An 18,064-nucleotide genomic window follows, 5' to 3' on the forward strand; every position below is an offset into this window, starting at 1 on the left:
GAGCGCCGCCACAAGCTTCCAGGCCAATCAGACTAACCGGCAAGTTGGCGAAATAGCTCAGCATCTCTGCCCGTCTCAGTTTCTTTTTCACCGGCCTGTCGTTCGCCGCCTGGCTGTACAGATGAAAAATGCTTTTTGCCGTATCCAGACCCACCACGTTACTATTCATTTCGGACTCCTCGTCGCTCCGTTTAAATTCTCTGGCGCAGTATGACACCGCGTGGGGTGGGGAGGAGTCCATGCCATCATCCCAATCGAGAATCCGCTGCGCACAACGATATAAGCCGGTTCGATCCTTTATCAATAACTTCATGCTGCGCGACATTCCCAGCCGGCCGTAGACGCCGAGTAAGCGGGCGGCGAGTCGCGCCAATAAAGCATGGTCTTTACCGAAACAGAACAGCAGGTCCGTCAAAATCAGCGTGCCGCTTTGTTTATGTAACCACACGGTTTCATTGATAACCGGCAGCCCTTCGATAAACAGGCTGTCCAATTCTGCGGCCCATGTCGCTCCTTCCGCTGAAGGAATGATCGGAAAACCGGCTAAATCCGGCCGTTTTTCTGCTAGCCCCGGTGCAATATAACCTTGAGCGTCGCGGCAGGCCTGCAGAAAAGGTAAGAAGAATAGGTGATGGCTTTTGTTCGGTGCGATCACGTGTTTAACCGGGCCGATTTCGGCGATCGCGCCGATCAATTCCGGCGCAGGCAATATCGGGGAATGCACCCAGACTTCGCCATTGGCGAGCCTGACAAAAGTCGACCGGGTGGTCAAGTGGAACGGACCGAGCTTAAGCGGCTGTTGCGCATACCAGATTTGGCCGGGAACCAGTGTTTGCAAACTCATAAATCGATCCGGCCGCCGCTTCGCCGGTTTATTTGCCGATGTTTCCGCCATGCAGGCCGCACTCTTTTTTCGCGCTGTCCTCCCACCACCAGCGTCCGGCGCGTTCGTGTTGGTTCGGTAACACCGGCCGGGTGCAAGGCTCGCAGCCGATACTGATATAACCGTGTTGGTGCAGGTCGTTGTAAGGCACCTGATATGCCTCGATGTAATCCCACACCTGAGCGGACGACCAATTCAGCAACGGATTGAACTTGACCAGCTGTTTGCCCGGACCGGAGAAGCCGGCGTCGAGCTGCACTTCCGGAATATCGCCACGAGTGTCCAGGCTCTGGTCTTTGCGTTGGCCCGTGATCCAGGCGTCCAAGGTCGCCAATTTCCGTTTTAAAGGTTCGACCTTGCGGATGCCGCAACATTGTTGGTGGCCGTCTTCGTAAAAACTGAACAGGCCTTTTTCCTTGACGAAGCTATCCAACTGTTCGCGGTCGGGGCTCAAAATATCGATGGCGATGCCGTAATGCTTGCGTACTTTTTCGATGAAGCGGTAGGTTTCCGGATGCAGGCGGCCGGTATCTAGAGAAAACACCTGAATGTCTTTCCGGATGTTCAATGCCATATCGATCAACACCACATCCTCGGCGCCGCTGAAAGAAATGGCGATGTTGTCGAAATTGGCCAGCGCCGCTTTCAGAATGGTGCGCGGATTTTTGCCTTGCAGTTCGGTTTGGGCAGTGTTCAGATCGAATGCGGTCATAAATTAACTCTGGGCAAAGTAACGAGATAAAAATTCGTCGAAATCGAGCTCGTCGCCGGCTTCGATTTCGGCTTGTTTCTGCAGCGAGCTGGCGGCCAGCTCTTCGAATTGGCGCTGGCTGTCGGCATCCAGCGGTTCGGCGTTGAAATAATGTTTGTGCAAGGCCGAGGTGTTGCTGGCAAAGCAGCCGAATTCCTGGCCGTTTTCGCGCATGCAGGCCAGAATCCGTGCCGACGGCGTCAACGCCGGGTTGTCGACGACGGCGAGCTGCTGCTGCAAGGCGAGTTGGTAAGGTCGATCCAGGCTGCCGCGGTCGAGTACCGCACAGATCGGTTGCATCGCGCAGAGGATGTCGTGCGCCCAATTTTGCAGGGTAACCGGAGTGCCGTTGCGGTTTAGCTCCAATCCGGGCCGGCGGCCCTGGTTGGCGACCAGCAACTGGTTGCTGTTGTTGATTTGAAACTCGTCCGGCCCCTGTGGCGGGCTATCGTGCAACAAGCAGTAAAGCAAGAACGCCTCGACGAAACGGGCGGTGCTCTCGTCGATGCCGATCGGATTCAACAGGTTCAGGTCCAAAGAGCGCATTTCCACATACAGCACGCCGCGGCGCTTCAGGGCTAAAGTCGGCTTCTCGCCGGATTTGGCGATTTGTTTCGGCCGCATGGTGCTGTAAAACTCGTTCTCGATTTGCAGGATATTGGCATTCAGTTGCTGGTAGTCGCCGTCGATCTTGACGCCAATCGCCTGGTATTCAGGATACGGTGTGTTGATCGCCGCACTCAGGCTTTGCACGTAACCTTCCAACGAGTTGTAGTCGATTTTCAGGCTGGCTTGGTTTTTACTTTTGTAGCCGATGTCGCTCATTCGCAGCGATGTGGCGTAAGGGTGGAATAAAGTATGGTCGTCGAATTCCTTGAACTGTTCCATCAGCTGCGGCCGGCTTTTAAAAAAAGTCTTGCAGATGGCCGGTGATGCGCCGAACAGGTACAAAATCAGCCAACCTTGGCGGTGGAAGTTGCGAATCAAGCCGAAATACGACTTGGAAATAAAGTCTTCCAGCGACAAGTTGCCGCCGTCGTAACCGTGCAGTGCCGGCCACAACGCTTCCGGTACCGAATAATTGAAATGAATGCCGGCGATCGCCTGCATGGTGCGGCCGTAACGATGCCACAAGCCCTTGCGGTAGATGTGTTTCATCTTGCCGATATTCGAGCTGCCGTATTCGGCGATCGGAATGCTCAGATCGCCGTCGATGCCGCACGGCATGCTGGTGGCCAGCAGCATTTCGTCGCCCAGGTGCGGGTAAACGAACTGATGAATCTGATGCATGAAATGCAGCGTTTGCTTGATATCGGCAAACGGCGGCGTGATGAACTCCAGCAGCGCTTCCGAATAATCGGTGGTGATGTGGGGGTGAGTCAAAGCCGAGCCTAGGGCACGCGGGTGAGGGGTTTGCGCGATCAGGCCGTGTTCGGTGATACGGAGGCTTTCTTTCTCGATGCCTTTCAGACCTTGTTTTAGCAGGTATTGTTGATCGCGGTCGATCAGGTATTTGAGACGGTCGGGAAAGCAGCAATAGGTAATTAGCATAGAGGAAAAGGTCGGCGCCTGTGGCGTCTGGAGTTAGCGGGCCATTATAAAGGCTGGTGTCCGGTTTATAGAAATCGGGCTGACATCGAATGGAGAGATGAGGCGGTGCGCCGGCCATTTCAAGGTTCGCCAGCGCAAAAGCGTTTGTCGGGTTCCGCGTCGCTGTCTCGAGAGGTCATCTGTGTTGTAATACGCGCTTGATACCACATCCGGCGATTGCCGCTTCGAAACCCCGATATTTTGCCGATGACCCATAACCCCGCGCTGGACAAACTACGTAGCGTATTTGGCTACGACAGTTTTCGCGGCCAGCAGCACGCTATCATCGAACAGCTGATTGCCGGCCGCGACGTATTGGTGTTGATGCCGACCGGCGGCGGCAAATCGTTGTGTTACCAGATTCCGGCCTTGGTGATGGAGGGCGTCGGCATCGTCATCTCGCCGTTGATTGCCTTGATGCAAGACCAAGTCAGCGCCTTGCATCAGCTCGGCGTCAGAGCGGCGTACTTGAATTCCACCTTGTCTCTGGAGCAGGTGCGCGACATCGAACAGCGCTTGCAAAGCGGCGAGTTGGATTTGTTGTATATCGCGCCGGAGCGCTTATCCAATCCGCGCACCCAGGCCTTGTTCAACCGTTGCAAGATTGCCTTGTTCGCGATCGACGAGGCGCATTGTGTCTCGCAATGGGGCCACGATTTCCGCGCCGATTACCTGCAATTGTCGGTATTGCACCAGCAATTTCCGACGGTGCCGCGGATTGCGCTGACTGCAACCGCCGACGAACGTACCCGCCAGGAAATCATTAGCCGCTTGGCGCTGGAACAAGCTCAAATTTTCGTCAGCGGCTTCGACCGGCCCAACATTCGCTACCGGATTGTGCAGAAGGACAATGCCCGCCAGCAATTGCTGAGTTTTATCCGCAGTGAGCATCCCGGCGATACCGGCATCGTCTATTGCCTGTCGCGTAAAAAAGTCGAGGAAACCGCGGAGTGGCTCAACCAAAAAGGCCTGCGGGCGTTGCCTTACCACGCCGGTTTGGATCACCAACTGCGGCAGAAGAACCAGCACCAATTTTTGATGGAGGACGGCCTGATCATTGTCGCCACCATCGCCTTCGGTATGGGGATCGACAAGCCTAACGTGCGCTTCGTCGCCCATCTGGATTTGCCGAAGAGCATTGAGGCTTACTACCAGGAAACCGGTCGTGCCGGCCGCGACGGTTTGCCGGCTAACGCCTGGATGGCTTACGGTTTGCAGGACGTGTTGACCTTGCGCCAAATGCTGGGTGCCTCCAACGCCGATCCGGCCCATAAACGGGTGGAACTGCACAAGCTGGATGCGATGCTGGCCTTATGCGAAACGGTCAGTTGCCGGCGCCAGGCTTTGCTCGGCTATTTCGGTGACGTCCTGGAGCAGGCCTGCGGCAATTGCGATACCTGCCTGGAGCCGGTCGCGACCTGGGACGGCAGTCTGGCGGCGCAGCAGGCCTTGTCCTGTATCTACCGTACCGGCCAGCGTTTCGGCGTGACCTACCTGATCGACGTGTTGCTCGGCAAGGACGACGAACGCATCAAGCAATTCGGCCATGATTCGCAGTCGACTTTCGGCATCGGCAAAGCGCTCGACGAAAAGCGCTGGCGCTCGGTGTTCCGGCAATTGGTGGCCAAATCGTTGGTGGAGATCGACTTCGACGGCCACGGCAGTTTGCGTCTGGCCGACGCCTGCCGGCCGGTACTGCGCGGCGAGCAAACCTTGATGCTGCGCAAGGACGTGCAAACCGCCAAAACCCGGCGGGAGAAATACGAAAAACGCCAGCCGGGCGGCGCGGCGGATACGGCCTTGTGGGACGCGCTAAGAGCCAAGCGCAAACAGTTGGCCGACGAGCAGGACGTGCCGCCCTATGTGATTTTTCACGATGCGACGTTAATGGCGATGGTGGAGGCCCGGCCGCACAACCACCAGCAGTTGGGGCTGATTTCCGGCATCGGCCAGCGCAAGCTGGAATTGTACGGCGACGAGTTTTTGGCCGTCTTGGCCGAGTTCGATAACGCGGCAGAGCCGAGTTCCAGCTCCGATACCGTCGTCGAGAGTCTGGATTTGTTTCGCTTGGGTTATAGCGTGGAGCATGTGGCGCGGCAGCGGGGCTTGAGCGAGGATACCGTTTACAACCACATGGCGAAAGCGTTGGAGTCGGGTTTGGTGGAGTTGGGCGATGTCCTGACCCTGTCGCCGGCAGAGCTCGGCGAAATCGAAGCCGCGTTACTGGTGCGGCCGGACGAGCAACGCAATGCATTGAAACCGGTATACGAACAGCTGGGTGGGGCTTACAGTTACGGCATACTGCGCTGCGTCCGGGCCGCGCTACAGCGGCAGACGGCCTAGACTTGAGCGACCTCTGCCAGTTGGAAGCAGTAGTCGGTTTTCAGGCAATGGTCCAGCCATTTCTGTAGAAAATAGTTCAATCGCCACTTGTAATCGCGAATTTCAATCAGGTCGCCGGGATCCTGGTAGACCTTATCCACCGTCGGTCGGTCGTTGTCGCGGATGACTTCTGCCAGTTGGGCATCGAGATAGATTCGGATTTTGACCGCCGGTACCACCAGTTCCGAGCGTTGCTGATTGAAGCAGTGGGTTAGTTCGATGGTCAAGGTGTACGGATTGCGTTCCAGCACGTCCAGATAAAGAGCCGGTCTGTTCTGGGTCAACCCAATTGCGGATTTATCGAAGGAACGTAAATTAGGAATTAACTTGAACAATTTCTGGTAGTTGGATTCGCACAGCTGTTCCAGGCAAAACGAGGTGTTGACCGGCTGCACCAGGCTCATCGTCAATCTTCCCGATAGCAGGCGTTGGCGCTGGCGGTTTCCCACAGCACCACTTGGTCGACGTTGAAGCCCTGCTGCTTGACGTACTGGTAAATCATTTTGCTGAGCACTTCGGCCGTGGGATGTTCGTCTATGGCCAGATATTGTTCGTTATTGGCGATCAGTGCCGGAATGATCGGGTCGTCTTTGTGCAACAGAAAATTATGGTCCAAGATGTCGTCGATAAAGCTTTCGACGCAGGCTTTGACGTCGGAAAAATCGCAGACCATGCCTTGCTGGTTGAGTTGTTCCTGCCGAATCGAAATGCTGGCCTTGACGCTGTGGCCGTGCAGGTTGCGGCACTTGCCCGGATGGTTCATCAGGCGGTGACCGTAACAAAAATAAACTTCTTTGGTGATGATATACATAGCGTGCGACTTCCTTGTGGAGCGGCGGATCGGGTCCTTAATTGCCTTTGATGCTTTTGATCGACGCGGCGATTTCGTAATTGCCGTCGTTTTGTTTGACGCTGCGCACGACTTCGATGAACGCGGTCATCGGCGGTGTGATCGGTGTTTTCGGCAGAATGCTCACTTCCAGAGCCAAGCCGATATCGAACGGGCGGGCGGCGATAAACGAGACGCCGGCGCCGCTCAGCGTGGTGCATCTGCCGGTACTGACTTGGTCGGAGTCGGCCAACCGGTAAGTAATGTCGCAGTCGACGTCCATGCGGATGTAATCGCGTTTTTCATCATGAGTCAGCATTGAGTTCCTCCGATTCGAAGTGAGCGTGGTGGGTAAACGAACAATGGCGGGAGTGTACTATAAAAAAAACCGGTTCTGGGCAGGAAAACGTTGCGCTTGCACTTGACATGTTTATTTTGCCGAGCAGCTCAGGAATTTTGGGTTCCGTCGCCGGCCAGGCATTGGATAAGGGCGGATTTTGGGCTACGCGCCGGTGTCGGCGCTTGCCGGCGCGCGAGGCCGTAATGCGCCTATTCCGTCAAGCCGGCAGCCTGCATATCGGCATGGTAAGACGATCTGACCAAAGGCGCGCTGGCAACCTGGCGGAAGCCCAATTCGCGGGCGATCTCGGCGTAACGGGCGAATTGGTCCGGATGGATGTATTCCCGTACCGGCAGGTGGTCTTTGCTAGGCTGCAGATACTGGCCCAGTGTCAGCATGCTGCAACCGTGGGCCAGCAAATCCCGCATGACTTGCACCACTTCGGCTTCGGTTTCGCCTATACCCAGCATCAGGCCGGATTTGGTCGGCACCTGCGGCAAGCGTTGTTTGTGCTGTTCCAGTAATTGCAGCGAGGTTGAATAATCGGCGCCGGGACGGGCTTGCAGGTACAGGCGCGGCACCGTTTCCAGGTTGTGGTTGAATACGTCGCAAGGTTGGTTTTGCAAAATGTCGAGTGCTGTGCCCATCCGGCCGCGGAAATCCGGTACCAATACTTCGATCGTGGTTTGCGGCGATTTGGCCCGGACTTGGGCTATGCAAGCGGCAAAATGGCCGGCACCGCCGTCGCGCAAATCGTCGCGGTTGACCGAGGTGATGACGACGTATTTCAAGCCCATCGCGGCGATGGTCTCGGCCAGATTGGCCGGTTCTTCCGGGTCCAGCGGCTGCGGTTTGCCGTGGGCGACGTCGCAGAACGGGCAGCGCCGGGTGCATAAATCGCCCATGATCATGAAGGTTGCGGTACCGTGGCTGAAACATTCGCCCAGATTGGGGCAGGCGGCTTCTTCGCAGACGCTATGCAAACGGTGTTCGCGCAGCGATTGCTTGATCTTGTTGACTTGGTCGCCGCTCGGCAGTTTGACCCGAATCCAATCCGGCTTGCGCAACGGCGGTTCGCCGGTCTGTTCAACTTTGACCGGTATCCGCGACAGCTTGTCGGCTTTGCGTTGGTGGGTTTGCGGGGTAGTGCGGGACGGGGCGTTGAATGTCATGGTTCGATAGCCTTCAGCAATTGGTGGACCAGCGGCACCGCCAGTTCTTGAGTCGATATCTTAACCCCCAAATCCGCGAGTTGGGTCACTTGCAGTCCGGGGTAGCCGCAGGGGTTGATGTCTCGAAACGGGCCGAGATCCATCGCGTTGTTGATACTGATACCGTGATAACAGCAGCCGCGTTTGACGCGCAAGCCCAGCGAAGCGATCTTGCTGCCCGCGACGTACACCCCCGGCGCATCGGGTCTGGCTGCTGCCGATATACCGTATTGGCTCAGCGTGGCGATGGCGGCGTTTTCCAGCAGGCTGACCATTTGCCGGGGTCCTTGGTTCAAGCGGCGTAAATCGGCCAACAGATACACTACCAGTTGGCCGGGGCCGTGGTAAGTGACTTGGCCGCCGCGGTCGGATTCGACGACGGGGATGTCGGTGTTAGCGAGCAGATGTTCGCGTTTGCCGTTCAGACCCAGGGTGTAGACTGGCGGATGTTCGACGATCCAGATTTGATCCGGACTGTCCGGCAGTCGGTCGGCCGTGTACTGTTGCATGGCGCGCCAGACTTCGACGTAGTCGCGCAGGCCCAACTGGCGCAGTTCGGTGTTGCCGTTCACGGGCGAACTTACAGCGCCATCAAGACGTCCGGGCAGGCGGTCAGGCCCAGATAGATTGCATCCAATTGTTCGCGGCTGGTGGCTTCGATGACGACGGTGACCGCCGTGTAATTGCCGCCTTTGCTGGGGCGGCTGGTGACGGCGCCCTCACGGATGTCCGGTACGTGGCGGCGAATGATTTCAACCACGATCGCGTCGAAGTCGTCGCGGCTTCTGCCCATGGCCTTGATCGGAAATTGGCAGGGAAATTCGAGTAAGGATTCTGATTCGGTCATGACAAAGCGTTTTTATAAGCTTGCAACAATTCGTCCATGCGTTTCCAGAGCGGGCCGGGTTTACCGTCGCCGATCGCGGCACCGTCCAGGTTTACCACCGGTACGATTTCGCGGGTGGAACTGACCACCCAGACTTCGCTGGCTTGTTGCAGCGCTTCCAGGGCGATGATGTCTTCCCGGTAAGGGATTTGGTGCGCTGCCGCCAATTCCAGAATCACGTCGCGGGTGATGCCCGGCAGGATTTCGTGGCCTTTCGGCGGTGTGATCAACTCGCCGTCGATAACGGCAAACAGATTGCTGGCAGCGCCCTCAATGACGTAACCGTTTTTGACCAGAATCGCTTCAGTGCAGCCGCGGTCGACGGCTTCCTGGCGTAGCAGGATGTTGGCCAGTAGCGTGATGGCTTTGATGTCGCACAATTGCCAGCGGGTGTCGTCCAACGTAATCGCTTTGATGCCTTCGCTGCGGCCGGGGAAGGGCAGGATGTCGGCGGACATCGCGAACACGGTCGGTGTGGTCTGAGCCGGGAACGCGTGATCCCGTTTCGGCGCCCAGCCGCGGGTGACTTGCAGGTAAATGTATTGGTCGCGGCCGTCGTCGGCCAGTAGCGGCCGGAATATCGCTTCCCATTCGGCCACGCTATGCGCCAGCGGCAAACGGATACCGGCCAGACTGTTGTTTAGGCGGGCGATGTGGTCTTCCAGCCGGAACAGGCGGCCTTTGTAGGCCGGAATCACTTCGTAGACGCCGTCGCCGAACAAAAAGCCGCGGTCCAGCACCGAGACCTTGGCGTCCGCCAGCGGTAGGTATTCGCCGTTTAAATAGACTTGTTGCGTCATTCCTTCTCCAGCAAACCGATCGCGGCATCGTACAGGCGACGGAACAGGCCGCCTTCGGCCACGCTATCCAACGCCACCAGAGGTTTGCTGGCAACCGGGTCGCCGGCCAGGGTAATGTTCAAACTGCCGACTACATCGCCTTTGTTGAGCGGGGCGAATACGCCTTTGTCGATCTGGGTTTCGGCTTTCAGTTCGTTGAAGTGCTTACGCGGCGCCGTAACGTACAGGTCTTCCGCCAAGCCGACGGCCAATTTCGATGTCACGCCTTTGCGAATCCGGGTTTCGGCCAAGGCCTTGCCGCCCTCGTACAAGCGGTGGGTTTCGAAGAAACGGAACCCGTAATTCAGCAGCGACTGGCTTTCGTTAGAACGGGCATTGGCGCTGGCGGTACCCATCACCACCGAGATCAGGCGCATGTCTTCGCGTTTGGCCGAAGCCACCATGCAGTAGCCGGCGTCGTCGGTAAAGCCGGTTTTCAGGCCGTCGACCGACGGATCGCGCCACAGCAGCAGGTTGCGGTTTTGTTGGGTGATGCCGTTGTAGGTGAATTCCTTTTGCGAATCCCAGCGGTAGTATTCCGGAAATTCGCGGATCACCGCCTGCGCCAGCAGCGCCAAATCCCGCGCCGAGCTGTAATGATTGGGGCTGGGCAGGCCGGTGGCGTTTTCGAAATGGCTGTTGGCCATGCCCAGGCGGCTGGCTTGTTCGTTCATCATCGTTGCGAACGTTTGCTCGCTGCCGGCGACGTGTTCGGCCAAGGCCACGCTGGCGTCGTTACCGGATTGGATGATCATGCCTTGCAGCAAGTCTTCGACCCGGACTTGTTTATTGACTTCGACAAACATTTTCGAGCCGCCGGTTTCCCAGGCGTTCTGGCTGATCGTGACTTTCTCGTCCAAGGTTAAATGTCCGGCTTTCAATTCGCGGAACACGACGTAGGCTGTCATGATTTTGGTCAAGCTGGCCGGTGCGACGCGCTTGTCGGCATCTTTCTCGGCCAGAATCCGACTGCTGTCGAAATCCAACAAAAAGTAACTGGAGGCGGCGACGCTGGGGGCGGCCGGGGTGAAAATCGGGCCGGCGGCTGACAAAGACAGGCTGGTGAACAGTAACAGCAGCCCGCCAAACAGGCTGAATGTCATGCGAAGAGGGTGTCTCATGATTGCGATATTCGTATGTCGTTCGGGAAGCCGCTATTGTATCACCCCCGGCTCCCGCTTAGAAAAACCCGAACGCCGGGGCCGCAATACGCAAGCGGTGTGGATTCCGGTCGGCGTCCGACGGCTAGCGTTCGCCGGCGCAAATCCTGAATCGGCAGGCGCAATCCTGCTGCGCCATACACGCCGTTTGTTCGATCGGACTCTCCAATAAGGTGCCGATCAGCGCCCGGTCGAATTCGCACAATTCCGGGAATTGCTGAGCCAAGTCGTGGTAGACGCAGTTCACCGCTTTCAGGCTGAGTTGGCCGTTTTCGGTTTCCAATTCGGCGCGGTAGCCCAGGGTTTGCATCAATTCGACCAAAGTCTGGCGTTTCGCTGCCGGATCTTTGCCATTGAACTGCGGTGCCAACGACTGCGCCAGATTGACGCCCATCCGCGCCAGCATTTGCCGCAGGGCGGCTTCGCCGAGTTCTGATTTCAGTTCCGCCAATAACAAGGTGCAGAACCAGCCGTATTGCTTCGGCAAGCGGTTACGTCCCAGCTCCGTCAATTTGTAACTGCGCGCCGGCCGGCCGCCGGTGCTGTTCAAGGCCGCTTCGGCGACCAGTTGTTCTTTTTCCAATCCGACTAAATGCTGTTTCACGGCATTGCGCGAAATCTGCATTTCGACGGCCAGTTCGTCGATGCTTAGCCCGTTCGATGCAGCGAGCAGTAAATTCAGGATTTGTTCTTGGCGGGAGCCGCTGGGTTGGGTCATGGCAATGCTGCAAGTCAAAGGCTGGAGATGGCGCAATTCTATGCCGGAATCGGTGCTCGGCAAAGTATCGGAAAAGCCGATAGCTAATATAAATAAGTTTTATAATACAAATATTGTAAAAGTCGTCGGGTTGGCTTATTCTGCTCCCGGCTTCGACAAGCCGTACCGATTCATCCATTCCATATAGGCAGAACAATATGAGCGAAACCACTGCAACTCTGTACGAACAACTGGGCGGCGAAGCCGCAGTCAATGCTGCGGTCGATATCTTCTATCGCAAAGTGCTGAGCGACCATCGCATCAACCGCTTCTTCGACCACACCGACATGGACAAACAGGCCGCCAAGCAAAAAGCCTTTTTGACGATGGCTTTCGGTGGTCCCAACAATTATTCCGGCGCCGACATGCGCCAGGCCCATGCTCATCTGGTGAAAAAACTGGGCCTGGACGACTCCCATTTTGACGCCGTGGTCGAAAATCTGGCGATGACCTTGCAGGAATTGAATGTGCCGCAGGCTTTGATTCAGCAAGTCGCGGCGATTGCCGAAACCACACGCAACGACGTGCTGGGCCGCTAAGCGGAGATGCAGGTCATGCAGATACGCAAGATTAGCGTCGGCCAGCGCGAATTGGGTTGCCGGCCGGGCGAATCGGTATTGGACGCTTTGCTGCGGGAGCAGGTCGAGATTGCTTACGGTTGCCGGCAGGGCGCTTGCCAGAGCTGTATCGCCCGCAGCCTGGACGGAGCGCCGCCGGCCGCGGCCCAGGCCGGCTTGAAGGACGTACTGCGCCATCGGGACCACTTTCTGGCCTGCCTGTGCTATCCGGAACGCGATATGGCGATCGGCATCGGTTCGCCGGAACAACGCTTCTGCCACGCCACCGTGACCGGCAAGCAGTTGCTCAACGCCGAGACTTTGCTGCTGACGCTGCATACAGACCAAATATTGGACTACTACGCCGGCCAGTTCGTCAATTTGAAGCGCGGCGACAGTTTGCAGCGCAGTTATTCGATCGCCAACAACCGGGTCCACGCCCGCAACTTGACCTTTCATATCCGCCGGTTGGCCGGCGGCCGCTTCAGCGCATGGGCTCACGACGAACTGAAAGTCGGCGATCTACTGGAAGTATCCGATCCGCAGGGCCTGTGTTACTACTTGCCCAGCGGCCAGCCGGGCAATTTGTTATTGATCGGCACCGGCAGCGGCCTGGCGCCGTTGGCTGGTATCGTCAGCGAGGCCTTGCACCACGACCACGCCGGCCAGATCCATCTCTACCACGGTAGCCGGGAAATGGACGGTTTGTATTGGGTGGAGGAGATGCGCGGCCTGGCGGCGCAGCACGCCAATTTCCATTACACGCCCTGCGTATCGCGCGGCGATGCCCCGGATGGCGTCGCCAGCGGACGAGCTAATGATGTGGCGATGAAGCAATTGCCGGATTTGAAGGGGTGGCGGGTCTACTTGTGCGGCCACCCGGACATGGTGCAGCAGAGCAAACGCCAGGCTTTCCTGAATGGCGCCAAATTCGACGACATTTATGCCGACGCGTTTCATGTGGCGTCGACCACCTTGGACTAAGCGGCGAGCGTCGAATAATCCCGCTGCCGTTCGGCGGCGGCCAGGCCGCGCAGTTCAGCCAGCACTTGTTGCAGCACCGGCGAGTCGTTGTCGCGGCCGGACACCATGTAAGCCGGCAGCGTGAAACGCGGGCTATCCGCCACCGGATGCAGGCGGCCGGATTGTAGCAGCGGTGCTGCCAGACGGATCGGCAGAAAACAGGAGCCGCTGTTTTGCGCCAGGATCAATTGCAGCGCCATCCAGCCGATGTTAACCACTTGCGCCGAGCGTTCCAGGTTCGGAAAGGCATTGCTGTGCTGGGCGTAAAAACCCGGCGCCCAATCGACGTAGATGTAGTCGTCGTTGGGCCAGGGCCGGTCCGGATCGGTGCTCAGTAGTAGCAGGGTTTCGTCGAAGATGTGCTCCACCAGCAGGCCCGGGCTGTGTTGCGGCGTATACATCAGGCCGATATCCAGTGCGCCGGAAATCAGGCTGCGCATCAAGTCTTCCTCGAAGCCGATATCGGTGCGGATCGAAACATCCGGCATTTGTCGGCGAATCGCTCCTATCCAATCCGGCAGCAAGCCCTCACACAAGGCGATGCGGGCGCCGATGCTGACGCTGTCGCGGAAGCGGCTGGGTAAGCCGATGTCGTGGCGGGCCTGTTCCAAGGTCAGCAATAAGGCCTTGGCGTGGCGCAGAAAGCGCTGGCCGGGCTGGGTCAGGCTGGCGCCGGCCCGGTTGCGTAGGAACAAGGTAACGCCCAAATAGGCTTCCAGGCGCTGAATCCGGGTACTCACCGTCGATTGGGTCACGTACAGGCGGTTTGCGGCTTCCAGAAAACTGCCGTTGGCGGCGACGCTTAAAAAGGTTCTGATTTGGTCGATGTCCATGCGGTTTAGTATCGGTCTCCTCGATATTAAACTCCAATAAATATCGTTTGTCTTATCCGTGCTGGGTTTTTATAGTGAATAAATATATCGATTCGATCGTATATCCGATCTAGGAGTACAGCATGAAAACGACAACACACACCGATAAATACATTCGTGTCAATTCAAGATGGCTGCTGGGCTTGGCGCTGCCGTTGCTATTGGCGGCTTGTGCCGCGTCGCCGACAAAACCGGTCGCCTTTCAAACCAGCCAAATCCAGTCCTTGTTGATTGTGCCGGTCGCGGCACCGCCTCTGGAAGTCATACCCGACCTGCTGGAGCAACGCGACGCAGCGTATCGCCACACCCAGAATATGGCGATGGGCGTGGCGCCGGATAGGCAAAATTATCAGACTGCGGGCGGCATCGTCGTCGCCGGCATGGTAAGCAATGCGGCGGACGACGTCGATGCAATGATCAACGCTTTGCCGCCGACCGCCGCCGGTGGCCGCGCGGCTCAAACCCCGTGGACGCCGGAAAAGTCTGCGGCCGAAGCCTTGCAGGGCTTGTTGGCCCAATCTAACCGCGGTGCCGAATTGAGTCGCGACGGCTACCGATTGGCCGCGACGGATGATGCCAGCCTGCCACAATGGCGCCGAGCCATTCAAGCTTGGTATGCGCAGGATCTCAGCCAGACCAACTATGCGAGCCGTGGCCAATACGATGCCGTAATCGAATTGGGCGTGGGCCGTTACCGAATCTTCGAAGGCCAAACCTCGTTGCAACTGATGCTGAAACTGATCGATCCGGCCTCGGGCCGCGTGTTGGCCCGCACCCATTCCGAGAGCTTTCGGGTCGACGATAGCGCGCTGGCTTCGCTTCAACACGACGGTAAGGCATTCCGGCAACTGATTGCCGAGATGGCGGTACCGCTGTTGCGGCAAAGTCTCGGCGATTTGGGGCTGCGCAATGTGTCGAACGCCAATCAGAGCTGAGAACGGGCAAGCAGATTGAAGAATGAGCGCCGATTACCCGAAACGGCTGCGCGGTTGGCGCTTCAGTTTATTCAACCTGCTACTCGGCGGCGGTCATGCCTTGGTGATTTTCAACGCCGGCGCCTATATCGCGATGCTGCCCAGGGTCGCGGCCGGTTTGGGTGTGCCGCCCAGTTTCGGCACCTGGACCCAGACCGACTACATGATCGCGCTGGCCCTGGGCTTGCCGATCGGGGGCTGGTTGGGCCGCCGATTCGGTGAATACCGGCCGCTGATCTGGGCGTTCGCCGGTTTTGCGTTGGCCTCCTGGCTGTGCGCGCTCGCCGAAGACTTTCATCTGTATCTGGCGGCGCGAGTGGTGCTGGGCTTCTGCGGCGGCCTGACCCTGCCGTTGGGCCAGGCCTTGTTGCTCAAGGAATATCCGGACCAGCGCAAGTCGCTCGCTATCGGCGTTTGGAGCCTGTTTACTTTGACGCCGTTTACCTTCGGTCCGCCGCTGGGCGGCTGGGTGGCCGATTCGCTGGGTTGGCGCTGGCTGTTTTGGGGCAACATCCCGCTGGCGGTGGCGATTGCTGGGCTGCTGGGCGCCTTGCTGCATGGGCGCGGCGGGCCGCGCCTGCGGCAACGCTTGGATGTTCCGGGTTGCCTGATGGCGACAGCGATTTTATTCGGCGTGCAAGCCATTCTGAACCAGGGCAATGACTGGGATTGGGCCAATTCCGGTTACCTCATGGCGCTGGGTGTCGGCGTGGTCGTGTTGTTGCTGTATTGGCTGATTTGGGAATGGGGTTGCCGCCGGCCGTTTCTGGATATTCGCTTGTTCGGCCGACGCAATTTTACGATCGGCGTGATCGGCTTGTGCGTCGGTTTTCTGTGTTTTCAGGGTTTGTTGTCGTTGCTGATCGTGCAATTGCAGCTGGCGCTGGGTTACTCGTCGTTTCTGGCCGGCCTGGTGTTTTTGCCGATGGCGATTTTCGCCAAACCGATAGCCGGTATTTTTCATGAGGTAGTCAAACGGGTCGATGCCCGCCTGCTGGCCAGCGCCAATCTGTTGGGTTTTGCCGCCACTTATTTTTGGTTGAGCCGCTTCGACGACCCGGACAGTTTTGCCCAGTTGTGCTGGCCGAAACTGCTGGAGGGCGCCTGTCTCGGCAGTTTTTTCGTACCGTTAACCGCGTTGATGTTGCACGGCATTCCGGCCGAGCGGCATTGGCGGGCGCTGGAATTGGCCAATCTGTTGCGCATCGCCGCCGGCGCGATCGGTATTGCCTTGCAAGGGGTGATTTTCTACCGGCGTACGCCGTTGCATATGACCCGTTTCGCCGAAAGCCGCGACGCTTGGTCGGATGCCGGCGCGGATGCGCTGCAAAATTTACTGGCCGGCGGCTTCGAGGCCGATGCCGCGCTGGCCAAATTCGCCAAACTGGCGGGCAAGGCCCAAGCCATTCGCGGCTTGAACGACGCCTTCTGGTTGGCCGGCTGTATTTTCGTCGTTCTGGCGGCCTTGGTTTGGTTGGCCGAGCCGACCCGCGCCCCGGTTCGTGCCGCGCCGGCCATGCAGCGCGCGCTGGAAGAAGCATTAGTGGAGGAGGATGCATGATGGCCGTGGCGCAACGGTTCAGCTTGGTATTGTTGGCGATCGCTACAGGCGGCTGCGCGTTGTTCGGCGAGGACAGCCCTCGCGCCCAACTGGCGCTGATGCCGGCCATCGAGCAAACCTTGGCGCGTACCAGCACCGAGATGGCCGTGCAAGGCTCTTGGCCGGAGCAGCGCTGGTGGACGGCGTTCGGCAACCCGACCTTGAACGGCTTGATCGCAACCGCGCTGGCCGGCAATCCCAATCTGAAAGTCGCCGAGGCGCGTCTGCAGCAGGCCGAAACCTTGGCCGACTTTGAAGCTGCCGACCTGTATCCGACCGTAGACGCCAACGTCAGCTTTGCCGCGCAACGCTTTTCCGCCGACAGCGTGCAGGCTAAATTCGCCGGCCAGCACTTCCGCCACTTGTTGGTCAACCCGCTGGTGTTGCGCTACCACCTGGATTTTTGGGGGCGCGACCAGGCCAGTCTGCAAAGCGCGGTCGATCGCTCGCTGGCCGCCAGTGCCGAACTGGCCGACGCCCGGCTGTTGCTGGCCGTGGCCGTGGCAGGAGCCTATTTCGATTTACTGGCGGCCGCCGAAGAGTCAGAAGTGGCCGAACATATCGTCGCCGACCGGGAGACGCTTTACCGGTTGGAACAGAGCCGCCGCGCCGCCGGTTTGATTGGCGAAACGCCGCTGTGGCAAGCCGAACGCAATCTGCGCGCGGCCCAACAGGCGGCGGCCGGTTTGCGCGCCGAACAGGAATTGCGCCGTAACCAATTGGCCGCGTTGGCCGGGCAGGGTGCCGATTGGGGAACGCGGATCGGTATCGACGCCAAGGTCGTTCCGCAAGCGCTGGCCTTGCCGGCCGATCTGCCGTTGCGGTTGCTGGCGCGGCGGCCGGATCTGCATGCCGCGCGCTTGCAGGCCGAGGCCGCCGCCGAGGATATTCATGTCGCCAAAACCGCGTTTTATCCGGATGTCAATTTGCTGGCTTTCACCGGCTTTCACAGCGTCAGCCTGATTGATATTGCCTTGCAAGGCTCGAGTCTGGCCTATGCCGTCGGCCCGTCTGTCGAGTTGCCGATATTCGAAGGCGGCCGCTTGCGCGCCCAGCTTGGTTATCGGAAGGCGGCCTACGACCTGGCGGTGCAGCGCTATAACGCCGGCTTGCTGCATGCCGTGCAGGATGTCGCCGACGCCTTGAGCCGTTGGCGCGAACTGGATACCAAAGCCGCCGCACAGCAGCAAGCCGTGGCGGCCGCCGAAGCGCAAAGCCGGCTCAGCGAAAGCCTGATGCGCAACGGTTTGCACGATTGCAGCAAGCTTGTGCTGGCGCGGCTCGAAGCCAGTCGCGAGCGCCTGCTGCTGGCCGGCTTGGCGGCCGAACAACATAAAAACGCGGTCAGCCTGATCAAAGCCTTGGGCGGCGGTTACCAAGCAGCCGCCGAATCCGCAAACCAACCCTGAA

General features: G+C 58.5%; 19 protein-coding genes. 6 read left to right on the forward strand and 13 right to left on the reverse strand.

Annotated features, from left to right (window positions below):
* The 3 genes from C2U68_RS00590 to gshA all read right to left on the reverse strand — a co-directional run.
* Window positions 1-772: DUF4336 domain-containing protein (locus C2U68_RS00590; RefSeq protein WP_260839148.1), on the reverse strand; the 772-nt coding region annotated here is incomplete at its 3' end.
* A gap of 100 nt (window positions 773-872) precedes the next feature.
* On the reverse strand, window positions 873-1,595 hold the full coding sequence (locus C2U68_RS00595; RefSeq protein ID WP_140910567.1) for a phosphoadenylyl-sulfate reductase: 723 nt from the start codon (window positions 1,593-1,595) through the stop codon (window positions 873-875).
* Window positions 1,596-1,598: 3 nt separating this feature from the next.
* Entirely contained in the window at window positions 1,599-3,185 is a 1,587-nt protein-coding gene (gene gshA, locus C2U68_RS00600; RefSeq protein WP_140910568.1) for a glutamate--cysteine ligase, read from the reverse strand.
* A gap of 246 nt (window positions 3,186-3,431) precedes the next feature.
* Between gshA and recQ the strand changes: the two genes are divergently transcribed.
* Window positions 3,432-5,567 carry a DNA helicase RecQ gene (recQ, locus tag C2U68_RS00605; protein ID WP_140910569.1) on the forward strand — a complete coding sequence of 712 codons (2,136 nt, stop codon included), beginning with the start codon at window positions 3,432-3,434 and terminating at the stop codon, window positions 5,565-5,567.
* Here the strand turns inward: recQ and C2U68_RS00610 are convergent.
* The 9 genes from C2U68_RS00610 to C2U68_RS00650 form a co-directional block, all read right to left on the reverse strand.
* Entirely contained in the window at window positions 5,564-6,010 is a 447-nt protein-coding gene (locus C2U68_RS00610) for a DUF1249 domain-containing protein (RefSeq protein WP_140910570.1), read from the reverse strand. The genes recQ and C2U68_RS00610 overlap by 4 nt on opposite strands.
* A gap of 2 nt (window positions 6,011-6,012) precedes the next feature.
* Window positions 6,013-6,417, reverse strand: a complete 405-nt coding sequence (locus C2U68_RS00615; protein WP_140910571.1) for a 6-pyruvoyl trahydropterin synthase family protein — start codon at window positions 6,415-6,417, stop codon at window positions 6,013-6,015.
* Window positions 6,418-6,454: 37 nt separating this feature from the next.
* A complete protein-coding gene (locus C2U68_RS00620) occupies window positions 6,455-6,754 on the reverse strand; it encodes a PilZ domain-containing protein (protein WP_140910572.1) in 300 nt (99 codons plus the stop codon).
* 230 nt (window positions 6,755-6,984) lie between these two features.
* The gene (gene lipA / locus C2U68_RS00625) at window positions 6,985-7,947 is read right to left on the reverse strand and encodes a lipoyl synthase (RefSeq protein ID WP_140910573.1); all 963 of its coding nucleotides are present in this window, start codon (window positions 7,945-7,947) and stop codon (window positions 6,985-6,987) included.
* Window positions 7,944-8,558, reverse strand: coding sequence for a lipoyl(octanoyl) transferase LipB (gene lipB / locus C2U68_RS00630; protein WP_140910574.1), 615 nt, complete (start codon window positions 8,556-8,558; stop codon window positions 7,944-7,946). The genes lipA and lipB overlap by 4 nt, the downstream gene beginning before the upstream one ends.
* Before the next feature lie 8 nt (window positions 8,559-8,566).
* Entirely contained in the window at window positions 8,567-8,833 is a 267-nt protein-coding gene (locus C2U68_RS00635; RefSeq protein WP_140910575.1) for a YbeD family protein, read from the reverse strand.
* On the reverse strand, window positions 8,830-9,672 hold the full coding sequence (locus tag C2U68_RS00640) for a D-amino acid aminotransferase (RefSeq protein WP_140910576.1): 843 nt from the start codon (window positions 9,670-9,672) through the stop codon (window positions 8,830-8,832). The genes C2U68_RS00635 and C2U68_RS00640 overlap by 4 nt, the downstream gene beginning before the upstream one ends.
* Window positions 9,669-10,814 (reverse strand): D-alanyl-D-alanine carboxypeptidase family protein, encoded by a 1,146-nt coding sequence (locus C2U68_RS00645; RefSeq protein ID WP_409563840.1) that lies wholly within the window; start codon window positions 10,812-10,814, stop codon window positions 9,669-9,671. Before C2U68_RS00645 ends, C2U68_RS00640 begins: the two co-directional genes overlap by 4 nt.
* Window positions 10,815-10,956: 142 nt before the next feature.
* Window positions 10,957-11,589 carry a helix-turn-helix transcriptional regulator gene (locus tag C2U68_RS00650; RefSeq protein WP_140910578.1) on the reverse strand — a complete coding sequence of 211 codons (633 nt, stop codon included), beginning with the start codon at window positions 11,587-11,589 and terminating at the stop codon, window positions 10,957-10,959.
* Window positions 11,590-11,786: 197 nt separating this feature from the next.
* On the opposite strand from C2U68_RS00650, the gene C2U68_RS00655 reads away from it, so the two are divergent.
* Both C2U68_RS00655 and C2U68_RS00660 read left to right on the forward strand, forming a co-directional pair.
* Window positions 11,787-12,167: a group I truncated hemoglobin gene (locus C2U68_RS00655; RefSeq protein ID WP_140910579.1), complete on the forward strand. Its 381-nt coding sequence runs from the start codon at window positions 11,787-11,789 to the stop codon at window positions 12,165-12,167.
* A 15-nt stretch (window positions 12,168-12,182) separates the two neighbouring features.
* Entirely contained in the window at window positions 12,183-13,169 is a 987-nt protein-coding gene (locus C2U68_RS00660) for a 2Fe-2S iron-sulfur cluster-binding protein (RefSeq protein WP_140910580.1), read from the forward strand.
* Here C2U68_RS00660 and C2U68_RS00665 read toward each other — a convergent pair.
* Complete coding sequence (locus tag C2U68_RS00665; RefSeq protein ID WP_140910581.1) at window positions 13,166-14,041, reverse strand: LysR family transcriptional regulator; 876 nt, start codon at window positions 14,039-14,041, stop codon at window positions 13,166-13,168. The genes C2U68_RS00660 and C2U68_RS00665 overlap by 4 nt on opposite strands.
* Window positions 14,042-14,163: 122 nt before the next feature.
* Between C2U68_RS00665 and C2U68_RS00670 the strand changes: the two genes are divergently transcribed.
* The 3 genes from C2U68_RS00670 to C2U68_RS00680 are packed head-to-tail and all read left to right on the forward strand — an operon-like array spanning window position 14,164 to window position 18,063.
* Window positions 14,164-15,015, forward strand: a complete 852-nt coding sequence (locus C2U68_RS00670) for a hypothetical protein (protein WP_140910582.1) — start codon at window positions 14,164-14,166, stop codon at window positions 15,013-15,015.
* Between the two features lie 22 nt (window positions 15,016-15,037).
* The gene (locus C2U68_RS00675) at window positions 15,038-16,615 is read left to right on the forward strand and encodes a DHA2 family efflux MFS transporter permease subunit (protein WP_140910583.1); all 1,578 of its coding nucleotides are present in this window, start codon (window positions 15,038-15,040) and stop codon (window positions 16,613-16,615) included.
* Window positions 16,612-18,063, forward strand: coding sequence for an efflux transporter outer membrane subunit (locus tag C2U68_RS00680; RefSeq protein ID WP_260839149.1), 1,452 nt, complete (start codon window positions 16,612-16,614; stop codon window positions 18,061-18,063). The genes C2U68_RS00675 and C2U68_RS00680 overlap by 4 nt, the downstream gene beginning before the upstream one ends.
* Window position 18,064 lies beyond the last annotated feature (1 nt).

This window comes from Methylomonas koyamae, from assembly GCF_006483455.1.
Lineage (GTDB): Bacteria > Pseudomonadota > Gammaproteobacteria > Methylococcales > Methylomonadaceae > Methylomonas > Methylomonas koyamae_B.